19 protein-coding genes and 1 pseudogene are annotated in these 18,644 nt (G+C 54.8%); 13 read left to right on the forward strand and 7 right to left on the reverse strand.

What is annotated here, in order from left to right; translation table 11 throughout:
* Window positions 1–27 precede the first annotated feature (27 nt).
* From HRQ63_RS25935 to HRQ63_RS13675, 10 genes and pseudogenes are all read left to right on the forward strand, one after another.
* Window positions 28–1,287, forward strand: a complete 1,260-nt coding sequence (locus HRQ63_RS25935; protein ID WP_371873223.1) for a YlbE family protein — start codon at window positions 28–30, stop codon at window positions 1,285–1,287.
* Window positions 1,288–1,608: 321 nt separating this feature from the next.
* Window positions 1,609–2,121, forward strand: a pseudogene (locus HRQ63_RS26180) (oxamate carbamoyltransferase subunit AllH family protein); the annotation flags it as partial.
* A gap of 42 nt (window positions 2,122–2,163) precedes the next feature.
* Window positions 2,164–3,123: a carbamate kinase gene (arcC, locus tag HRQ63_RS25945; RefSeq protein WP_229714199.1), complete on the forward strand. Its 960-nt coding sequence runs from the start codon at window positions 2,164–2,166 to the stop codon at window positions 3,121–3,123.
* 261 nt (window positions 3,124–3,384) lie between these two features.
* Window positions 3,385–4,377 carry a LacI family DNA-binding transcriptional regulator gene (locus HRQ63_RS13645; RefSeq protein ID WP_172244559.1) on the forward strand — a complete coding sequence of 331 codons (993 nt, stop codon included), beginning with the start codon at window positions 3,385–3,387 and terminating at the stop codon, window positions 4,375–4,377.
* A 50-nt stretch (window positions 4,378–4,427) separates the two neighbouring features.
* On the forward strand, window positions 4,428–5,330 hold the full coding sequence (gene rbsK / locus HRQ63_RS13650; protein ID WP_172244561.1) for a ribokinase: 903 nt from the start codon (window positions 4,428–4,430) through the stop codon (window positions 5,328–5,330).
* Window positions 5,327–5,734, forward strand: coding sequence for a D-ribose pyranase (gene rbsD, locus HRQ63_RS13655; protein ID WP_172244572.1), 408 nt, complete (start codon window positions 5,327–5,329; stop codon window positions 5,732–5,734). The genes rbsK and rbsD overlap by 4 nt, the downstream gene beginning before the upstream one ends.
* A gap of 11 nt (window positions 5,735–5,745) precedes the next feature.
* Window positions 5,746–7,227, forward strand: a complete 1,482-nt coding sequence (locus tag HRQ63_RS13660; RefSeq protein WP_172244574.1) for a sugar ABC transporter ATP-binding protein — start codon at window positions 5,746–5,748, stop codon at window positions 7,225–7,227.
* Window position 7,228: 1 nt separating this feature from the next.
* Complete coding sequence (gene rbsC, locus HRQ63_RS13665; RefSeq protein WP_172244577.1) at window positions 7,229–8,200, forward strand: ribose ABC transporter permease RbsC; 972 nt, start codon at window positions 7,229–7,231, stop codon at window positions 8,198–8,200.
* A 20-nt stretch (window positions 8,201–8,220) separates the two neighbouring features.
* Window positions 8,221–9,153 (forward strand): ribose ABC transporter substrate-binding protein RbsB, encoded by a 933-nt coding sequence (rbsB, locus tag HRQ63_RS13670; RefSeq protein WP_172244579.1) that lies wholly within the window; start codon window positions 8,221–8,223, stop codon window positions 9,151–9,153.
* A gap of 251 nt (window positions 9,154–9,404) precedes the next feature.
* The gene (locus HRQ63_RS13675) at window positions 9,405–9,947 is read left to right on the forward strand and encodes a DUF1697 domain-containing protein (RefSeq protein WP_172244581.1); all 543 of its coding nucleotides are present in this window, start codon (window positions 9,405–9,407) and stop codon (window positions 9,945–9,947) included.
* A gap of 218 nt (window positions 9,948–10,165) precedes the next feature.
* Here the strand turns inward: HRQ63_RS13675 and HRQ63_RS13680 are convergent, their stop codons facing one another.
* The 6 genes from HRQ63_RS13680 to HRQ63_RS13705 form a co-directional block, all read right to left on the reverse strand.
* Entirely contained in the window at window positions 10,166–10,906 is a 741-nt protein-coding gene (locus HRQ63_RS13680) for a 5'-methylthioadenosine/adenosylhomocysteine nucleosidase (RefSeq protein ID WP_172244583.1), read from the reverse strand.
* A 46-nt stretch (window positions 10,907–10,952) separates the two neighbouring features.
* Window positions 10,953–11,822, reverse strand: coding sequence for a MetQ/NlpA family ABC transporter substrate-binding protein (locus HRQ63_RS13685; protein ID WP_172244585.1), 870 nt, complete (start codon window positions 11,820–11,822; stop codon window positions 10,953–10,955).
* Between the two features lie 131 nt (window positions 11,823–11,953).
* Complete coding sequence (locus HRQ63_RS13690; RefSeq protein WP_172244587.1) at window positions 11,954–12,724, reverse strand: SDR family NAD(P)-dependent oxidoreductase; 771 nt, start codon at window positions 12,722–12,724, stop codon at window positions 11,954–11,956.
* 3 nt (window positions 12,725–12,727) lie between these two features.
* On the reverse strand, window positions 12,728–13,189 hold the full coding sequence (locus HRQ63_RS13695) for an S-ribosylhomocysteine lyase (protein ID WP_037290750.1): 462 nt from the start codon (window positions 13,187–13,189) through the stop codon (window positions 12,728–12,730).
* A gap of 101 nt (window positions 13,190–13,290) precedes the next feature.
* Window positions 13,291–13,971 carry a methionine ABC transporter permease gene (locus HRQ63_RS13700; RefSeq protein ID WP_172244589.1) on the reverse strand — a complete coding sequence of 227 codons (681 nt, stop codon included), beginning with the start codon at window positions 13,969–13,971 and terminating at the stop codon, window positions 13,291–13,293.
* Window positions 13,968–15,035: a methionine ABC transporter ATP-binding protein gene (locus HRQ63_RS13705; RefSeq protein ID WP_172244600.1), complete on the reverse strand. Its 1,068-nt coding sequence runs from the start codon at window positions 15,033–15,035 to the stop codon at window positions 13,968–13,970. Before HRQ63_RS13705 ends, HRQ63_RS13700 begins: the two co-directional genes overlap by 4 nt.
* A 228-nt stretch (window positions 15,036–15,263) precedes the next feature.
* Here HRQ63_RS13705 and HRQ63_RS13710 point away from each other — a divergent pair, with 228 nt between their 5' ends.
* Both HRQ63_RS13710 and HRQ63_RS13715 read left to right on the forward strand, forming a co-directional pair.
* Window positions 15,264–15,854, forward strand: coding sequence for a hypothetical protein (locus tag HRQ63_RS13710; protein ID WP_172244602.1), 591 nt, complete (start codon window positions 15,264–15,266; stop codon window positions 15,852–15,854).
* Window positions 15,855–16,107: 253 nt separating this feature from the next.
* Complete coding sequence (locus tag HRQ63_RS13715; RefSeq protein WP_172244604.1) at window positions 16,108–16,350, forward strand: hypothetical protein; 243 nt, start codon at window positions 16,108–16,110, stop codon at window positions 16,348–16,350.
* Between the two features lie 116 nt (window positions 16,351–16,466).
* Here the strand turns inward: HRQ63_RS13715 and HRQ63_RS13720 are convergent, their stop codons facing one another.
* Window positions 16,467–17,438: a hypothetical protein gene (locus HRQ63_RS13720; RefSeq protein WP_172244606.1), complete on the reverse strand. Its 972-nt coding sequence runs from the start codon at window positions 17,436–17,438 to the stop codon at window positions 16,467–16,469.
* 284 nt (window positions 17,439–17,722) lie between these two features.
* Here HRQ63_RS13720 and HRQ63_RS13725 point away from each other — a divergent pair, with 284 nt between their 5' ends.
* On the forward strand, window positions 17,723–18,550 hold the full coding sequence (locus HRQ63_RS13725) for an alpha/beta fold hydrolase (RefSeq protein ID WP_216673932.1): 828 nt from the start codon (window positions 17,723–17,725) through the stop codon (window positions 18,548–18,550).
* The last annotated feature ends 94 nt before the right edge of the window (window positions 18,551–18,644 follow it).

Genomic DNA, 18,644 nt, shown 5'->3' on the forward strand with positions numbered 1-18,644 from the left:
AACGAGCTGGAAAAACGCGAAGAAGAAATCAACGCGTCCAACGATAAAATCGTGGCCCGCCTGATCGAATCGCAGCCGTTCCTCGTGGACGCGCGTCCGGCCAAAGAAGTCATCGCGGAACTGAACACGGACGAGAAAGTCATTCTGCATGCTGGACCGCCGATCAAGTACGAGAACATGACCGGCCCGATGAAAGGCTCCGTGATCGGCGCGATGCTGTTCGAAGGCTGGGCAGCGAACCAAGAAGAGGCTCTCTGCCAGTTGGAAAACAACGAAGTGAAGTTCATTCCGTGTCACCATGTCGGCGCCGTAGGCCCGATGGGCGGCATCACCTCGGCGAACTTCCCGGTATTCGTCGTCGAAAACAAAACGGACGGAACGACGGGCTACTGCATCATGAACGAAGGCATCGGCGAAGTGCTGCGTTTCGGCGCGAACAACGAGAACGTCATCAACCGTCTGAAATGGATGCGCGACGTGCTCGGTCCGGTACTCGGTCAAGCGCTGCGTACCCTCGAAGAAGGATTGAACCTGAACGTGATGATCGCCCGCGCGATCGCGATGGGCGACGAGTTCCACCAACGCAATATCGCGGCATCGCTCGTGTTCCTGAAAGAAATCACGCCGGCGATCACGCTGCTCGATATCGATCAGAAGAACAAAGCGGACGTGATCCAGTTCCTGGCCAACACCGATCAGTTCTTCCTGAACATCATGATGGCGACAAGCAAAGCGATGGTCGATTACGCGCGCAAAGTTCAAGAAGGCTGCGTCGTCACGACTATGGCGCGCAACGGCGAAAACTTCGGCGTACGCATCAGCGCATTGGGCGACGAATGGTTCACGGGTCCGGTCAACACGCCTGACGGCTTGTACTTTACAGGCTACTCGGCCGAGCAGGCCAACCCGGATATCGGCGACAGCGCCATTACGGAAACGGTCGGCGTCGGCGGCATGGCGATGATCGCGGCACCGGGCGTCACCCGCTTCGTCGGCCTGAACGGTCTGGACGACGCGCAAAACATTTCCGAAGAAATGCAGCGCATCTCGATCACCAACAACCCGACCTGGACGATTCCGAACTGGAACTTCAAAGGCGCTACCTTGGGTATCGATATCCGCAAAGTCGTGGAAACGGGCATCACGCCGATCATCAACACCGGTATCGCGCACAAAGAAGCCGGTGTCGGTCAGATTGGAGCGGGTACCGTACGTGCACCGCTGGTCTGCTTCGAAAATGCGCTGATCGCCTATGCGAAGTCGCTGGGCATCAACGTCGAAGAGTAAGCTAAGATGACTAATCGGAGCTTGACCTCGGCACAGTCTTCGGTCAGTTCTTATATGTGGCAGTTTATCAAGCAAAAACCAAGCATTCAGGCAAGGGTCCATTCGATCTTCTCGAATGGATTCAACCTGAAAGTTCAAGATCGCTTATGGTTCGTCGGAAAAGGGGAGGAAAATCTGTCGGCAATTGGGCTTGCGCTCGGCGCCGCGGACTTTGAGCGTATTGCGGCAGGATTATTCGTAGGCGCGCAGGTCAAAATGGTTCCTCTTTTTTCCCGATCCGACGAACAACTTGATCTGACATTTACCTGTTATATCAGGCCGATGCCGATCACGCTAACCGTACTGTCTATTCGTATCGTCGATTTGTCTATTCCGCAGATCAGGCTCGACAAGTTGAACCGCAGCACTTTGCTGCATCAACTTGAAAAAGCGGAAATTCAGAAGAAATCAGGCTTCGCTTCGGCAGCGCTCGAACAGGCTTATATCCGCTTCGTTGACGGATCCGATTCGTTTTCTGCCGCTTCGCTTCAGCCTTTGATCGGTGCGGGAGTCGGCTTGACGCCTTCGGGCGACGACTTTTTGCAGGGGATGATCTTGTTTGAACGAATCACGGGCGTCAAGGCGACGATCACCGATTTGACCCGGCAGTCGCTTCAGCATCGCTCGACCACGGATATCAGCCTGGCTTATTACCAAGCGCTGTTCGACGGATATGCCAATATGCAGTGGATCAACCTTTTCAAAGCGATCGAAAGCGAAGACGAACAGCAGATTGCCGCAGCGATCGAAAAGAATCAAGCATACGGAGCAACCTCGGGAAACGACAGTCTAATGGGTGTGCTTACTTTTTTAAGAAAAGCTAAAATGGAGGCAATTATGGGAAAACGAATCGTAGTCGCATTGGGCGGTAACGCCATTTTGAACGAAGATCCTTCGACGCAGGGGCAGATCGAAGCGCTGCGTCACACCAGCAAGCAGCTGATCGAATTGATCAAGCAGGGGCATCAGCTGATCATCAGCCACGGCAACGGTCCTCAGGTCGGCAATCTGCTGCTTCAGCAGTCGATCGCGCAGTCCGAGAAGAACCCGGCGCTGCCGCTCGATACGTGCGTAGCGATGACGCAAGGCAGTATCGGTTACTGGCTGCAAAACACGATGAACGAAGCGATCGCCGAAGCGGGTCTGAGCCAGCAGGTCGCTTCGATCGTGACGCAGGTCGTCGTCGACGAGAACGATCCGGCGTTCGCTAATCCGACGAAGCCGATCGGTCCGTTCTTCACGCAAGAAGAAGCGGAAAAACTGTCGGCGGAAACTGGCGAAATCTATGTCGAAGATTCGGGCCGCGGTTACCGCAAAGTCGTGCCGTCCCCGAAACCGCAAACGATCGTCGAATACCCGATCATCAAAACGCTGATCGAAAACGGCTACGTGACCGTATCGGCAGGCGGCGGCGGTATTCCGGTCAAAAAAGTGGCCCATGGTTATGAAGGCGTGGAAGCCGTCATCGACAAAGACTTCGCGTCCGCCAACCTGGCGAATCTGGTCGAAGCGGATTATCTGTTCCTGCTGACCGGCGTGGACAATGTCTACGTGAACTACAACAAGCCGAACCAGGAGAAGCTGGAAAACGTGACGATCGACCAACTGCAAGCTTGGATCGCCGAAGATCAATTCGCGCCGGGCAGCATGCTGCCGAAAGTCCAAGCGGCCATTTCCTTCGCGGAAAGCCGTCCGGGCAGCAAAGCGGTCATCACGTCGCTCGAAAATATCGGCGCGATCTTCAACGGCGGCTCCGCAACGGTGGTATTGGCGGGAAACCCGGTGCAGGCGGTCTGATCACCCCATAAGGATCGCCTGCGCCTTTCCCGCGTTATCATATATAATAGAAGAAACACGTTTGAAGAATCCGTTCGTTACCGGCTGAAACCGGATGCGAACGGGTTTCTTTTTTGTGAAAAGGTGGTACAGCGCTCGGCGTTATGCCGAATGGAATGCAGCACCGGGACCGAAAAAAAAGCCGAAAAACAAAAACGCTTGAAAGCGGTTAAAATTTGTGATACCTTATGTGTAACCGGTTACCTATTCGAGGTGAAAAGCATGGTCACGATAAAAGATGTCGCAAAACACGCCGGCGTATCGGTAGCTACCGTATCGCGGGTACTTAACGAAACCGGTTATGTGCATGAAGATACGCGCCGTATGGTGGAAAAAGCGATTCAGGAACTGAATTACACGCCCAACGAGGTGGCCCGCTCCCTGTACAAGCGCAAATCGAGACTGATCGGATTGCTGCTGCCCGATATCACGAACCCGTATTTCCCGCAGCTTGCCCGAGGCGTGGAAGATCGCATGCAGGAAAGCGGATTTCGCCTGATCTTCGGCAACAGCGACGAAAGCGAACAAAAAGAACGCGATTACATCCAGACATTCGTGCAAAATAACGTGGTCGGCATTATCTCGTCCACGAATTTTCCGAGCATGGATTTCTATCGCAGACTGAAAATACCGGTCGTGTTTTTGGATCGGATCTCCAGCGACCGCCCCGCGGTCTACGCGGACGGACGCGAAGGCGGGCGAATCGCGGCGCAGCAGATTATCGATCGCGGCAGCCGGCGCGTCGCCGTGCTGCAAGGCCCGGCGCATATCCGTCCGGCGCAGGACCGCTTTCAGGGCGCCGTCGAGGTGCTTCAGGATCACGGCGTTTCGCACGAAGTGATCTCTACCGATTCGTTCGCGCTGCATGAAGCGGAGCAAAAAGCGAAAAAGCTGTTCGAGACGGTTCCGGATGTCGACGGCGTCATTGCCAGCAACGACATGGCGGCGATCGCCGTGCTGCACGAAGCTCTTCGGTTAGGCAAAAAGGTGCCGGAGGACGTGCAGATTATCGGCTTCGACGATATTCCGCTGAGCGGACTGCTGTTCCCGCCGCTGTCGACGATCCGCCAGCCCGCTTACGATATGGGCTACAAGGCGGCGGAATTGATGATTCAATTAATCGAGGAACAAACGGTAGAACTGCGCAACATCCAGATGCCCGTCGAATTTATCGAACGGGGCAGCACGCGCGCGAAGCCGGAGAAGCCGTACTGAACAGCTTCTTCGGCCATAACGGAACCTATATAGAAAAGGCGGGAATGAACATGAGCATCTCTAATAACAAACGCGCACGCGTCGTCGTGGTCGGAAGCTGTTCGATGGACTTGGTCGTTACGTCTTCCAGACGGCCGGGGGCGGGAGAAACGGTACTCGGAGAAAGCTTCAAGACCGTACCTGGCGGCAAGGGAGCCAACCAGGCGGTAGCCGCGGCCAGACTCGGCGCGGAAGTGTCCATGATCGGACGGGTCGGCGACGATGCGTTGGGTCAAACGATTTTGGATAACCTGAAACAGAACGGTGTTCTTGTGAATAATGTGGAACCGGTTACACATTGCGAAAGCGGAACGGCGCATATCATTTTGGCCGAAGGCGACAACAGCATCATCGTGGTCGAAGCAGCCAATCGCGAAGTAACGCCCGAGTACGTGGAAAAGGCTCGCGCCACGATCGAACAGGCCGATATCGTGCTGATCCAGCAGGAAATTCCGGCCGAGACCGTGCTGCTCGTCAGCCGCATCTGCAAGCAGGCCGGCGTGCCGCTGCTGCTGAATCCCGCGCCTGCCCGTCCGGTCGAAGCCGAAGTGATCGAAAACAGCGCGTACTTGACCCCGAACGAACATGAAGCAAGCCTTTTGTTCGACGGAGCGGATCTGGGCAAAAGCCTGCGGAAGTATCCGAATCGCCTGATCGTGACCGAAGGAAGCCGCGGCGTTCGTTATTTCGACGGCAATGAAGAGGCGGTCGTTCCTTCTTACCCGGTCGAAGCGGTCGATACGACGGGAGCCGGCGATACGTTCAATGCGGCTTTCGCGGTAGCTCTGGCCGAAGGACAAGGGATCGCGGACAGTTTGCGTTTTGCCAACCGGGCGGCATCGTTGTCGGTCACGCGTTTCGGCGCGCAGGGCGGCATGCCGACCCGGCAGGAAGTCGAGGAGGCGCTGGCATGAAAAAGAACGGCATCTTGAACAGCCATATTTCCAAAGTGTTGGCCGACCTGGGGCATACCGATTATATCGTCATCGCCGACCTGGGGCTTCCGGTTCCGGCGGGCGTGCCCAAGATCGATCTGGCGTTGACCTACGGCGTTCCCGGTTTCGAGCAGGTCGTCGAGATCGTAGCCGCCGATATGGAAATCGAGAAAGTGACGATCGCCGAAGAGATGGTCGCGCAAAACGAATCCGCCTACGCTTTTACGGTCGATACCTTCCGAAAAGCCGAGATCGAATCATGCAGCCATAAAGAATTCAAAAAGCGGACCTCGGGAGCCAAAGTCGTGATACGGACCGGCGAAGCCAAGCCTTATGCCAACTGCATCCTGCAAGCGGGCGTTTGGTTCGGCACTCAAGAATAGGAGGAAGCGGCATGCATATCGAAATGCACGGCATTCATAAAGCCTTCGGCACGAACCAGGTGCTGAAAGGCGTCGATTTCGAGCTGAGACAAGGCGAAGTCCATGCGCTGATGGGCGAGAACGGCGCAGGCAAGTCTACCTTGATGAATATCCTGGTGGGCCTTCACGCGCTGGACGAAGGCAAAATCACGGTCGACGGCAAAGAAACGGTTTTCTCGAATCCCGGGGAAGCCGAGAAGCAGGGCATCACGTTCATCCATCAGGAGCTGAATATTTGGCCGGAAATGACCGTGCTCGAAAATTTGTTTATCGGCCGGGAACTGAACCTGCCTTACGGCCTGCTCGATACGCGAAAAATGAAACGTTTGGCCCGCGAGCAGCTTCAACGCTTATCCGTCGATCTGCCGTTGAATCGCGAAGCCGGTGCTTGTTCGGTCGGACAGCAGCAGATGATCGAGATCGCCAAGGCGCTCATGACCGACGCGAAAGTGATCATCATGGACGAGCCGACGGCGGCATTGACCGAACGCGAGATCGTCAAGCTGTTCGAAGTCATTCGCGCGCTCAAAGCCGAAGGCGTTTCCATCGTGTACATTTCGCACCGGATGGAAGAGATTTTCGCGATTTGCGACCGGATCACGGTGATGCGCGACGGGATTACGGTGGACACGAAAGACATCCCGGCGACGAACTTCGACGAGGTCGTGCGCAAGATGGTCGGACGCGAGCTGACCGAGCGTTACCCGAAGCGGAATCCGAAGCCCGGCGAAGTGGTGTTGGAAGTGAAAAACGCGACCCGGCGAGGGTTGTTCGAAAATATCAGCTTCAAGGTTCATGCGGGAGAGGTCGTCGGTTTCTCGGGGCTGATGGGCGCGGGACGCACGGAAATCATGCGCGCGATCTTCGGTCTGGATAAGCTGCATAGCGGAGAAATCATGCTCAAAGGCAAAAAGATCAATATCCGCCGTCCGGAAGACGCGGTGCGGCACGGCATCGGCTTTATCACCGAAGACCGCAAAGACGAAGGTCTCGTGCTCGACTTCTCGATCCGCGAAAACATGGCGCTGCCGAATCTGTTCAGCTTCACGTCCAAAGGCTTTATTTCTTCCCGCAAAGAAAAAGAATTCGTGGACACGCTGGTCAAGCGCCTCCAAGTCAAAACGCAATCCGCCGAAACGCCGGCCGGAAGTTTGTCGGGCGGCAATCAGCAAAAAGTCGTTATCGCCAAATGGATCGGCATCGGGCCCAGCCTGCTTATTCTTGACGAACCGACGCGCGGCGTAGACGTAGGAGCCAAGCGGGAAATTTATCAGTTGATCAACGAGCTGACCGACCGGGGCGTGGCGATCATCATGGTGTCTTCCGAACTTCCGGAGGTGCTCGGCATGAGCGACAGAATCATCGTCGTGCATGAAGGCCATATCGGCGGAGAGCTTACAGGCAGCGAAGCGACGCAAGAAAATATTATGACTTTAGCGACAGGGGGACAATAAGATGCAAAAATCAGCTTCCGCGGCCGATACGGGCAAGCGCTTCAAATTATCGGAGGTCACGCAAAAACTCGGTCCTTTATTGGGCTTCATCATCCTGGTCATGATCGTGTCGATCCTGAATCCGGCATTTATGGAACCGCTTAATATTTTGAATCTGCTGCGCCAGGTGGCGATTAACGCGCTGATCGCGTTCGGCATGACGTTCGTGATTTTGACCGGCGGCATCGATTTGTCGGTCGGTTCGATTTTGGCATTATCCAGCGCATTCGTCGCGAACCTGATGCTGGCCGGCGTCGATCCGATTCTCGCGATCCTGATCGGCTGTATCGCCGGCGCGATCATGGGCGCGATCAACGGCCTCTTGATCACGAAAGGAAAAATGGCGCCGTTTATCGCCACGCTCGCTACGATGACGATTTTCCGCGGATTAACGCTCGTTTATACCAACGGTAATCCGATCACGGGTTTGGGCGACGATATGTCGTTCCAATTGTTCGGCCGCGGTTATTTCTTGGGAATTCCGGTTCCGGCCATCACTACCATGATCGTATTCGCGGTACTGTGGATTATTTTGCATAAAACGGCTTTCGGACGCAAAACGTACGCGATCGGCGGTAACGAAAAAGCAGCAATCGTATCGGGCATCAAAGTGCATCGCGTCAAAATCATGATCTACAGCCTGGCCGGCATGCTGTCCGCTTTGGCGGGCGCTATCCTGATGTCCCGTCTGAATTCCGCGCAGCCTACGGCCGGACAATCGTACGAGCTGGACGCGATCGCGGCGGTCGTTTTGGGCGGAACCAGCCTGACGGGCGGACGCGGATGGATCGTCGGCACATTGATCGGCGCCCTGATCATCGCGACGCTGAACAACGGCTTGAACCTGCTCGGCGTGTCTTCGTTCTTCCAGATGGTAGTCAAAGGCGTCGTGATCCTGATCGCGGTGCTGATCGACCGCAAGCGGTCGGCTTAAAACAGAAAGAAGGTGACCCCATGAAAAAATTAACGACTACATTAGCCGCTTTGCTGGTGGTCCTGATGCTCGCGGGCTGCTCCATGCAGCCGCCGGCCTGGGCCAGAAGCGATCGGTCCGGAAACTCCGGCGAAATCAGAATCGGTTTGTCGATCTCGACCTTGAACAATCCGTTCTTCGTCTCGCTCAAAGACGGCGTAACGGCGGAAGCGCAAAAGCTGGGCATTGAAGTGATCGTCGTCGACGCGCAGAACGATTCGGCGAAACAAAGCAACGACGTGGACGATCTGCTTCAACAGGGCGTGAACGCGCTGCTGGTGAATCCGACCGACTCGGCCGCGATCTCTTCCGCCGTGCAAGCGGCTAACGGGCTGGATATTCCGGTCATCGCGCTGGACCGTTCCGCGGATCAGGGCGACGTCAAAGCATTGGTCGCGTCCGACAATGCAAAAGGCGGCCAGATGGCGGCCGAGTATCTGGTGAAGCAGATCGGCGAAGGCGCCAAAGTGATCGAGCTGCAAGGCGTACCCGGCGCATCCGCGACCCGTGAACGCGGACGCGGCTTCCACGAAGTTGCCGATGTCCAGCTTGACGTGATTGCCAGCCAGGCGGCCGACTTCGACCGGACCAAAGGATTGACCGTTATGGAAAACCTGCTGCAAGGCAATCCGGACGTACAGGCCGTGTTCGCTCATAACGACGAAATGGCGCTCGGCGCGATCGAAGCGATCGAAAGTTCGGGCAAAGATATCCCGGTCGTCGGCTTCGACGGCAACGACGACGCGCTGACTTCGATCCGAAACGGCAAGCTGACCGCAACGGTGGCCCAGCAGCCGGAGCTGATCGGACAGTTGGCCGTGGACGCCGCGCGAGACGTGCTGGAAGGCAAAGAAGTGGAAGCTTCCATTCCCGCGCCGCTGAAGCTCGTGACGAAGGAAGATGCGCAGCCTTAAGCTTGACTTGAACGTTCGGAATCATCGAAAAGAGACTGTCCTGGCACCGAATCACGGCGCTCGGGACAGTCTTTTTTTGCGGCAGATTCCCGATTTTTCGTTTGAATAATTGCACGACAGCACTTATTTTGTAGGCATCCGTCGTAAAATCCTTCTTCGTTTTGGAACGCGCTGCCGCTATACTAAGAAAAACGAACATTACGCATCTATCTCGTCTCACCTTGAACCTGAGCCGAAAAGGAGAAAACACTATGATCTACATCGCTTTACTTAGAGGCATCAACGTAGGCGGCAACAACAAAATCGATATGAAAACGCTCAAGGCCGTGTTCGAATCGGCAGGGATGGAACGCGTCAAAACATATATCAACTCGGGCAATATCGTTTTCTCGAACGATACCTTTTCCCAAGCCGAGCTGGTACCGGTGTTGGAAGCGGCGATCGAAGCGCGATTCGATCTGCGCATCCGGGTGCTGATTCGCAGTCTGGATGAAATGCAGGCCGTTTGCGACGTGCTGCCGGAGTCTTGGAGCAACGGCGGCGAGATGAAAAGCGACGTGTTTTTCTTATGGGACGAGGTGGACGAAGCGAACGCTCCGTCGGCTCTTCCGCTGACGCCGGGCGTCGGGACGCTGCTGACCGCGCCGCGCGCGCTTCTGTATTCGGTGAATCGAGAAGATGCGGGGCGCAGCGGCATGAACAAGCTCATCGGATCAAAACTATATGCCCAGATGACGGTGCGCAACGTGAATACGACGCGGCAGATCATGAAACTGATGCGGGAGCTGGAGTAATAAGGCGAACGACTACTCTTACGCTTTGAACTTGCAGATCAGCTTTTGCATGCTATAGGAGATATCCTGAATCATGCCGTTGATCGCGGAAGTTGATTCTTCGATGCATGTTGGGAAAATGAAGCGGACAACCGAAAAACCGCCTAAGCTCGCTTTGCGCGAATTCAGGCGGTTTTTGGCGTGAACCGCGTGCCATTTGGCGAAAACCGGTGCCGCGGTTAAGCTTGCGGTTCGGCCGTCGCAACTTCCGAACTTAGGCTCCGCAGCAAAAACTCCGTAAAATGAACCGCATGACGCCCGGCCAGCTCGACGTTCTCGTCGAAGCTGTCAGCCGATTCTGCGCCGTGTCCGGCAATGTCGGATACGGATTTCACGGCGATAACCGGGATTTCGTAACGCTGTCCGACTTCCACGATCGCCAAGCCTTCCATATCGGACACCTTCGTATCCGGCAGTTTCTCCAGAATGCCTTGAACGCGTTCGCCTTCGCTCATGAACGAATCCAGCGTCAGTGCCAGACCGAAGTCCAGACGGTAAGGCAGGTTGCCTTGCTCTTCTTGAGCGATAACGCGCAGGCGTTCCAGCCAAGCGGCGTCGATTTCGTAGGAAGGAGGCATTTGCGGCATTTGACCCCAAGCGTAGCCGAAGCAGGTCGCGTCCACGTCGCCGTAAATGTACGAAGTCGGGATAACCACATCGCCGACTTTCAGCGTCGCGTCGAATGCGCCGACCGAACCGGTGTTGATAATCAGATCGGGACGATGGCGATCAGCGACCAGCGTTGTGGCTACCGCCGCATTAACCTTACCGATGCCGCTCTCGACGAGCAGCAGCTCACGGCCTTCGCGAACGGCATGCTCGATCACGGTTTTACCCATGACTTCGCGGCCGGTAATGTCCGAATTGATACGAAAAGGTGCAATTTCTTCTTGCATGGCACAGATAACAGCGATTTTCATGATCGAACCTCTCTTATAGACGGATTTCTTTTCAAACGTTTGAAGCTTATTTTTCTTCCAAGTAGGAAATCGGCTCGTTGACATCTACTTTCGTGCCGCCGAATTCATCCTTGATGTACTGCTGCGTGTCTTCGTTGTGATACAGTTCGCCCAGTTTGAGCAGACCTGCATCGTCTTTCTTGTCTTCGGTCGTGACCAGCACGTTGATGTTGGCTTTCGTGTCTACGGACACTTCTTCGTGGAACAGGGAGTCTTCCAGCACGTTCAATCCGCCTTCGAGCGCGATCGTGTTGCCGATCAACACCAGGTCGACGTCTTGAATGACGCGCGGACCCGTCGTGTCGTCGATCAGTTCGAACTTGAGGTTTTTCGGATTGCTCGTCACGTCGTTGGTGCTGCCCGTGCCGACATCGAATCCGTCTTTCAGCTCGATCAGACCGGCTGCTTGCAGCAGCAGCAGTCCGCGCGCCGTGTTGGCCGGGTTGTCCGCCAGAGCCACGAGCGCGCCGTCGGGAACGTCTTTGATGTCTTTGATTTTGCTGGAGTAGATGCCCATCGGCTCCAGGTACGTCGTCGCGATTGCCGTCAGGTTGGCGCCGCTGTCTTTATTATAGCTTACGAGATACGCCCATGACTGGAACGCGTTCACGTCGACTTCTTTTTCTTTTGTCGCATTGTTCATTTCCACGCCGCCGTCGATTTCTTTGACCTTGATATCCAGCTTGGCGTCTTTGGCTGCTTGAGAATCCGCGATGTGTTTCCAGATCTGAGCGTCCGAGCCCATCGAACCGACAGTGATCGTCTGTGTGCCGTCCGCGGCGACGGCGCTTGCGCCGCTGCCTGCCGAGTTGCTGCCGCATGCTGCAAGAACAACCAAAGCGCTCAGTGCCATGCCTGCAAACCATTGTCTTTTCATCTGTAATTCCCCCTGAATTATTCTTTGTGTATAGAAGTGTAATGCGTTCAATCGGTAATGTACGAAAGCGAGCGGTTGCAAAAGAACGAGATCGTTTAAAGGTTCGCCCCGGTCTGCTGCAATCCGATTGATCAATGCATCGTCATGCCGCCGGTTACGTTAATCGCTTGCCCCGTCATGTAGGATGCGAGAGGGCTTGCGAGGAACAATACCACATTCGCGACGTCGCGCGGCTGCGCGGTTCGGCCGAGCGGTACCTGCGAACAATCTTCTTCATAAATCTCTTCCGCCGTCATGCCGCGAATCAGGCCGCCTTCGATCCGCTCGCGATGCTTCATGGCCGTTTCCACGATGCCCGGACATACGGCGTTAACGCGGATATTTTTCGCAGCCAGCTCAACCGCCATCACTTTGGTCAGTCCCAGTACGGCGTGCTTGGACGCGCAGTAACCGCCCATGGCGCGATAGCCGTTTTTGCCTGCTTGGGAAGACATCTGAATGATGCTGCCCGGTTTGCCCGCTTCGGACAATGCCCGTGCCGCCCGTTTGGACGCCACGTACAAGCCGGTCGAATTGATCGCGAATACCTTTTCCCAATCCTCGGTGCGGCTGTCGATCACGTAATCCATGGTCGAGATCCCGGCGCAGTTGACGAGCACGTCCGGCACGCCTTCGCGTTCCAGTACAGTATCGAACCAGCGCTCCACGTCATCGGTGTTCGACAGGTCGAGCCGCGTTTGTGCAAAACGCTCGCCTGTCTCCGCATAGTCTTCGTTGTAACGGAGGTCGGCGGAGATCACTCTCGCGCCGCTCTCCAGAAACAATTCCACGATTGCGGCACCAATACCCGATCCGCCCCCGGTCACGACGACTTTTTGTCCCGTGAGATCGATGGCGATCATGGCTTAAAATACCCGGTTGAACGGATCGCGGCTGATGCCGGCTTCCAGCACCTGGCGCGCGTACTCCTGTGCGGAGAACAACGAGTGGTCGCGATAGTTGCCGCATTCCAGCGCCGATACGGCAGGAACTTCCGTCGTTTCAAGCACGAGACGCAGTGTTTTTTCCAACGCGGTCGCGACTTCTTCCGGGGAATGTTCGTTCCACAGAATCATGTAAAATCCCGTGCGGCAGCCCATAGGAGAAATATCGATAATCCCGGTCAGCTCATCGCGCAGATAAGTCGCCAGCAGATGTTCAAGCGTATGAACGGCCGCCGTCGGCAGCGCATCTTCGTTAGGTTGAAGGAAGCGCAGGTCGTATTTTTGCACCGTGCTGCCTTTCTCGTCATGTTCAACCCCTGCAGGACGTACGTAAGGAGCCTTTACGATCGTGTGATCCAATTCAAAACTTTCGACTTTTGCCATTGCGCTTCATTCCTTTTTCGTTAGATTGGGTATTGGGATGCGCCCTGAATTTCGGTTCGGCCGTCCATCCCAAGCTTTCTGCCAAGCGATACGTTTCGACGTTAATGCGTGGATTTGCGCGTGAAATAGTCTCCGATAAACTGACAAACGAATACGAGCAGCAAAATCAAGATCGTGGCGATAAAGGTGATATCCAGTTGGAAACGGTTGTAGCCTTTGTTGATCGCCAAGCTGCCGAGACCGCCGGAACCGATCGCGCCTGCCATGGTGGTCAGGCCGATCAGATTGATGACCGTGACCGAAGACGCTCGGATGATGCCGGTCAGTCCCTCTTTTAAGTATACACGGAAAATGATCTCGACCGGACCCGAACCCATCGCCTGCGTGGCTTCGATAATGCCGGGATCGACTTCAAGCAGGGCATTCTGGATCTGTCTGGCGTAAAAAGGCACGATCCCGATCACCAGCGGCACGATCGCGGCGTTCATTCCGATCGACGTTCCCGTGATCAAGCGCGTGACCGGAACGACGAGCGCGATGAGGATGATGAACGGCACGGAGCGGAAGAAGTTCACGATTTTTTCCAAAATGCTGTATACCCATCGGTTAGCAAGGATGCCGCCTTTGTCGGTCGCAACCAAAATGACGCCGAGCGCAATCCCGAAGATCGCGGAGAACAGGGAGGTCATGAACACCATGTACAGCGTCTCGTAGGTGCTTTCCCAGATCTCCGACTTATTTTCCATGACATTGGGCAAATAACGGTTCAGAAAATCGTTCATACGATGCGTTCACCTCCGAGAGTCGCTTTCTCCGGCGAGTCCAGACGGTCGACGGTGACGTCGAGCGAACGCAGATAAGCAAGAGCGTTTTCCAATTCCGAACGGCCGCCCGACAACACCACGATCAGGCTGCCGACGGGGGTTTGCTGAAGAACTTCGACGTTGCCGAACAAGATGTTGGCCGAGACGCCGAAGCGGGTCGCGATATCGGAGACGATCGCTTCGCTGGTCCGGCTGCCGACGTAAGAGATTTTGCATAGGACATCGTCGTCTCCCATACGTGCGAGGGAAGGATGCGACATGATCTTTTCCACGGTCTGCCCGAAATGCGTTGCCGTATGGATAAAGTCGCGCGTCAGCGGCTGCTTCGGCTCGCTGAAGATGGAGACGATATCGCCTTGCTCGACGATCGCGCCTTCCTCCATCACCGCCACCTTGTTGCAAATCTCCTTCACCACCTGCATTTCGTGGGTGATGATGACGATGGTCAAGCCAAGCTTCCGATTGAGGTCGCGCAGCAGATCGAGAATCGACAGCGTCGTCTTCGGGTCGAGCGCGCTGGTCGCTTCGTCGCATAATAGGATGCGCGGCTCGTTGGCGAGCGCTCTGGCGATGGCGACACGCTGCTTTTGTCCGCCGGATAGCTGGGAAGGGTAGGAAGCCAATTTATCGGATAGGCCGACCAATTCAAGCAATTCCCGGACTTTGCGATCTTTGTCGGCTTTCGGCATGCGAGAGCTTTTGAGCGGGTACAGCACGTTGTCGTAGACGGTACGGGATTTCATGAGATTAAAATGCTGAAAGATCATGCCGATTTTTTTGCGTGCGCTGCGAAGTTCTTTCGGTTTCAGTTCAAGCAGCTTCTGACCGTTGACGACCACATCGCCGGAACTGGGACGTTGAAGCAGGTTCATTACGCGCACGAGCGTGCTTTTGCCCGCGCCGCTGTAACCGACGATGCCGAACACGTCTCCTTCGTCCACTCGAAGATCGATGTCCCGCGCGGCGACGACGGTGCGCGAACCGGTGTTGAACGTAACGTTGATACGGGATAACGAGATCATAATCAAGCACTTCCTTATGTAAGCTTTCGGTTAGATATTTCCGATATTGTACACCTATTTAGTCGGGATTACTATAGTTTTTATGAATTTATTTGTTAGAAATAGTAAACCGGTGGTCAAATAAAAAAGGATGGATTTTCATATTCTTTTAAAAGGGAATTGACCATAACATGGATGCGATGTGTCTCGTTTATAGGGTGTGCGTATCAACATTCAGGAGGAGAAAATATGAAGGAAAGATGGATTGCGACAGGATTGGCGGGAATATTGGTGCTGAGCGGAGCCGGTATGGGGTATCAAGCGTACGCGGAACAAGCGACGGATGTACAGGAAATTCAAACGGAAGAAACAGGCGGGTTGGAAAAGACGGGCCAAGAACCCATGCTTGAGCCAGATCCGGCCGCTCCACAATATAACGTAGATCCTGCATCGATTCCCGCCGAGAAAAAAGGGTTGCCGAAAGTGTTGATCGAACCGGACGGAACTCCGACTAAACCTGCGAACGTGGCTATAAAAGATTACGGTTACGGTATCGTGCAATCCGCGACTTACTTCGCGAACGACGGCAAACAATACTATATCGTCCAGTCGGAGGTCGAGCCCGGCGAAGGGATTTCGTTTATTCAAAATGCCGAATCCACTTACAAAGAACCTGTTCGGCATATCGAAATCGGCGGATATGCCGCGGTGGCGATCGACGGCGAGTATCGCCGCGTCGTTCATGTTTTGATCGACGATCAGCTCTTATGCGTAGCCTGTTGGGGTCTTAGTGCCCAAGAACTGATTGCTATCGCTGAACAAGTCGTAACTCGGTCTTAAGCCATCCCGCTGTACTTTTAACCCGTTCCCATTCCGTATACCCCCGCATCCGGGAGCATATGGCCGCACTTTTACGAACCCTTCCGCTCAGTTGGCTTCTGCTGCACTCAGTCCGGCTCACTCCGTCTCAGGTGGACTGACCATCGTTGGGGACCGAGTGCCTTTCCCGTATAATAGTAAACGTTACGCCGGATGGCACATCGAAAAGTTCCTCCGACGTCGGAAATCGAGCAAGCCGAAAGGATGAATCAAATTGGGTTATACGGAAGTGCTGGAACGGAAAAGCGAAATTCTGAAGAAGACGATGGAAAATTGGATTTTGAAAGAGAACCGCGACGGGTTAAACCGCCAGGAAGCGCACATTTACCGGAATATGCTCAAAGAGCTTCATCAGAATGAACAGGAATTGAACACGGTGCGCGGCGAAGAAGTCGCGAAGTCGCCGGAATCGGAAGAAACATCGACCGAGCGCGTTCCTGTGGGAGCGACTCGTTAATTGAAAAGACGTTAAACAACTTCGCGCTAAAAAAGAGCTCGACAAACCGCCCGAACTTCGCCGTATGCGAAATCGGGCGGTTTTTAGGTTGAGTGAATCTTTTTAAATCCATTCGTTTATAGACGAACGATTCTCCGGTAAACGAGACAGTCCAGCAGATCCGGCCAATCCAATTCTTGCTCGTGCGGATCGCGGAAAGCGGTGGCGGTAGGCAGATAACCAAGCAGCGGGCCGAGCCCGCCGTGGATGTTGTTGCCTCCGTCGCCGCCTTTTCCCGTATAGCCGCCAGGTGTAAGCACAAGCTCTTTTACATAAGGATCGCCGGGAAAACATAAACCGAGGCTATTCGGCAGTTCCAATTCATGCGGTCCCCGTGCGAAATGCTTCAAGCGCATCGACTCGTCGATACCGTCGCCCCACGGGAAGAGCGTTGAAGCCCCTGCGCCGTACAAGACTTCCCATTCATCTTCGGTGGGCAAAGCAAAACCGGCTTCGATCTCGACTTCGCTCCATTCCTCGAACGTCTCGCTATCGTCGAACAGATACAGCCGGACGTCTTCGCCGTGTCGTTCCAGTCGAAGGTATTGGTAGATTTCAAGGCTGTGTTGAGGCATGCCGCGAAAACGTTCGATCTCCTCAAGCACATCGGCATCTTCCTCCGGGTCCAGTTCATCAATGGAAAAAGGATACCAACCGGCAGACGTAGTCTGACGTTCGACAAGCAGCGGCCGGATTGTGACTTCGCGAACAGGAGACATCAGCTTGCTCAGATAGGCGCTTGCTTCTTCCGACGTTCCCTGAAATTGTTTTTCAAAAAGAGCAAGCAACCGCTGACGTACAGGCGTCTCGCCGGCGGACCGTTTATCGATTCCCGTCCAGCCCGCGATCGCCGTATCTCCGGGCACGAAGACGAATTCGCGGCCTTTGCAAGCAAAAACCTCGACGTCCCGGGTTTGTCCGAACCGCTCGAAAGTTTCCGTCCGCAGCCATTCGAAACCGGCAGGAAGCATTTCAAGCAGCCCATTGACCTGTTTGCGGCGTTCTTCCTTCGTTAACGAGTTCCAATTCCCGCGTTTCCAAGATTCCATCCGTATCGCTGCTCCTTTCGTTCCGTTTTTCTTTTATCCAAACGTTAAGCTCTATTACTGCCTATTTTAGCGATCCGATTTCCCTCTTTCAACTGCATTTGACCTACGAATTGCCGCTGATCGTCACATGATCGCCAACGCCCAGCACATGCTTCAGCCAGTGTTTGAACCCGGCAATCGGTTCTTCGTTGTTCATGTAAGCTCGTACCTCCTTATGGGAACATGCATTCCTTTTTGTGGATCAAAAATGTTACACTAGATAAAAACAGATGATGGAGGAAGTCATGGTGGTAACTTTGTATCGCAAACGCATCGTTTTAAAACAGGTCGAATTGTTCGTGCTGGACACGCAAACCGAAGGGCCAGCGATCTTATGCCTGCACGGCCGGTGGGGAAGAGGAGAGACGTGGGCGGATCTGATGCGCCGTTACGGCGATCGGTATCGGATCATCGCTCCGGATCAACGCGGCCACGGTTTGAGCGGCAAGCCGCTTGCCCGCTATACGGCCGAGGAGATGGCGGAAGACGCGGTCGAGCTGCTCGACGCGTTGGGAATCGAAACCTGCATATTGATCGGGCATTCGATGGGTGCGCAAAATGCCGCCCATGTCGCAGCCCTGCATCCTCATCGGGTATCCCAAATTGCGCTTCTTGATAAGACGCCGGCAGGACCTTCCGTTCGGATCGACACGCCGCCGGAACAGCTGCCTGCCGTCGATCCGTTGACCGTCGATTGGCCGCTGCCGTTTTCCGATCGTGCAGCGGCCCGCGATTTCATGCGCCGCGAACTGGACAGCGAGCTTGCCTATGAATACTTTATGAACAGCTTGATCGAAACGCCGGACGGCTATCGCATGATGTTCGGCGCTCAAGCCATGGCCGCCAATATCGCGTACAATATCGACTGGTACGATCGGCTGAGCGAGATTGCTTGCCCGACGCTGCTGATCCGGGCGCAGGACGGTGACAATATGCCGGACGACGTATGGGAAAAGGCAAAAGGGCGTCTATCCGATTGCATGGCGCGCGAAATGCCGGGTACGGATCATAACGTCCATTTGAGCGACCCCGAAAGGTTTTACGGATTTTTGGACGAGTTTTTGGCACTATAGCGTTAATGGCGATCATTTTCCGGCATCAATCAAAAAGCCGTTCCGGCGAGCCGAGCAAGTCGGCAGGCCGGAACGGTATTTTTGTATCCGCATG

Origin of the sequence: Saccharibacillus endophyticus, assembly GCF_013185185.1 — a bacterium.
Classification (GTDB): domain Bacteria; phylum Bacillota; class Bacilli; order Paenibacillales; family Paenibacillaceae; genus Saccharibacillus; species Saccharibacillus endophyticus.

Coding starts and splice junctions, on each gene's coding strand:
- rbsB (WP_172244579.1), top strand. CDS start 8,221: ATGAAAAAATTAACGACTACATTAGCCGCTTTGCTGGTGGTCCTGATG.
- rbsD (WP_172244572.1), top strand. CDS start 5,327: ATGAAAAAGAACGGCATCTTGAACAGCCATATTTCCAAAGTGTTGGCC.
- HRQ63_RS13645 (WP_172244559.1), top strand. CDS start 3,385: ATGGTCACGATAAAAGATGTCGCAAAACACGCCGGCGTATCGGTAGCT.
- HRQ63_RS13710 (WP_172244602.1), top strand. CDS start 15,264: ATGAAGGAAAGATGGATTGCGACAGGATTGGCGGGAATATTGGTGCTG.
- HRQ63_RS13695 (WP_037290750.1), bottom strand. CDS start 13,189: ATGGCAAAAGTCGAAAGTTTTGAATTGGATCACACGATCGTAAAGGCT.
- HRQ63_RS13700 (WP_172244589.1), bottom strand. CDS start 13,971: ATGAACGATTTTCTGAACCGTTATTTGCCCAATGTCATGGAAAATAAG.
- HRQ63_RS13660 (WP_172244574.1), top strand. CDS start 5,746: ATGCATATCGAAATGCACGGCATTCATAAAGCCTTCGGCACGAACCAG.
- HRQ63_RS13705 (WP_172244600.1), bottom strand. CDS start 15,035: ATGATCTCGTTATCCCGTATCAACGTTACGTTCAACACCGGTTCGCGC.
- HRQ63_RS13690 (WP_172244587.1), bottom strand. CDS start 12,724: ATGATCGCCATCGATCTCACGGGACAAAAAGTCGTCGTGACCGGGGGC.
- rbsK (WP_172244561.1), top strand. CDS start 4,428: ATGAGCATCTCTAATAACAAACGCGCACGCGTCGTCGTGGTCGGAAGC.
- arcC (WP_229714199.1), top strand. CDS start 2,164: ATGGGAAAACGAATCGTAGTCGCATTGGGCGGTAACGCCATTTTGAAC.
- HRQ63_RS13685 (WP_172244585.1), bottom strand. CDS start 11,822: ATGAAAAGACAATGGTTTGCAGGCATGGCACTGAGCGCTTTGGTTGTT.
- HRQ63_RS13680 (WP_172244583.1), bottom strand. CDS start 10,906: ATGAAAATCGCTGTTATCTGTGCCATGCAAGAAGAAATTGCACCTTTT.
- HRQ63_RS13725 (WP_216673932.1), top strand. CDS start 17,723: ATGGTGGTAACTTTGTATCGCAAACGCATCGTTTTAAAACAGGTCGAA.
- HRQ63_RS13675 (WP_172244581.1), top strand. CDS start 9,405: ATGATCTACATCGCTTTACTTAGAGGCATCAACGTAGGCGGCAACAAC.
- HRQ63_RS13720 (WP_172244606.1), bottom strand. CDS start 17,438: ATGGAATCTTGGAAACGCGGGAATTGGAACTCGTTAACGAAGGAAGAA.
- rbsC (WP_172244577.1), top strand. CDS start 7,229: ATGCAAAAATCAGCTTCCGCGGCCGATACGGGCAAGCGCTTCAAATTA.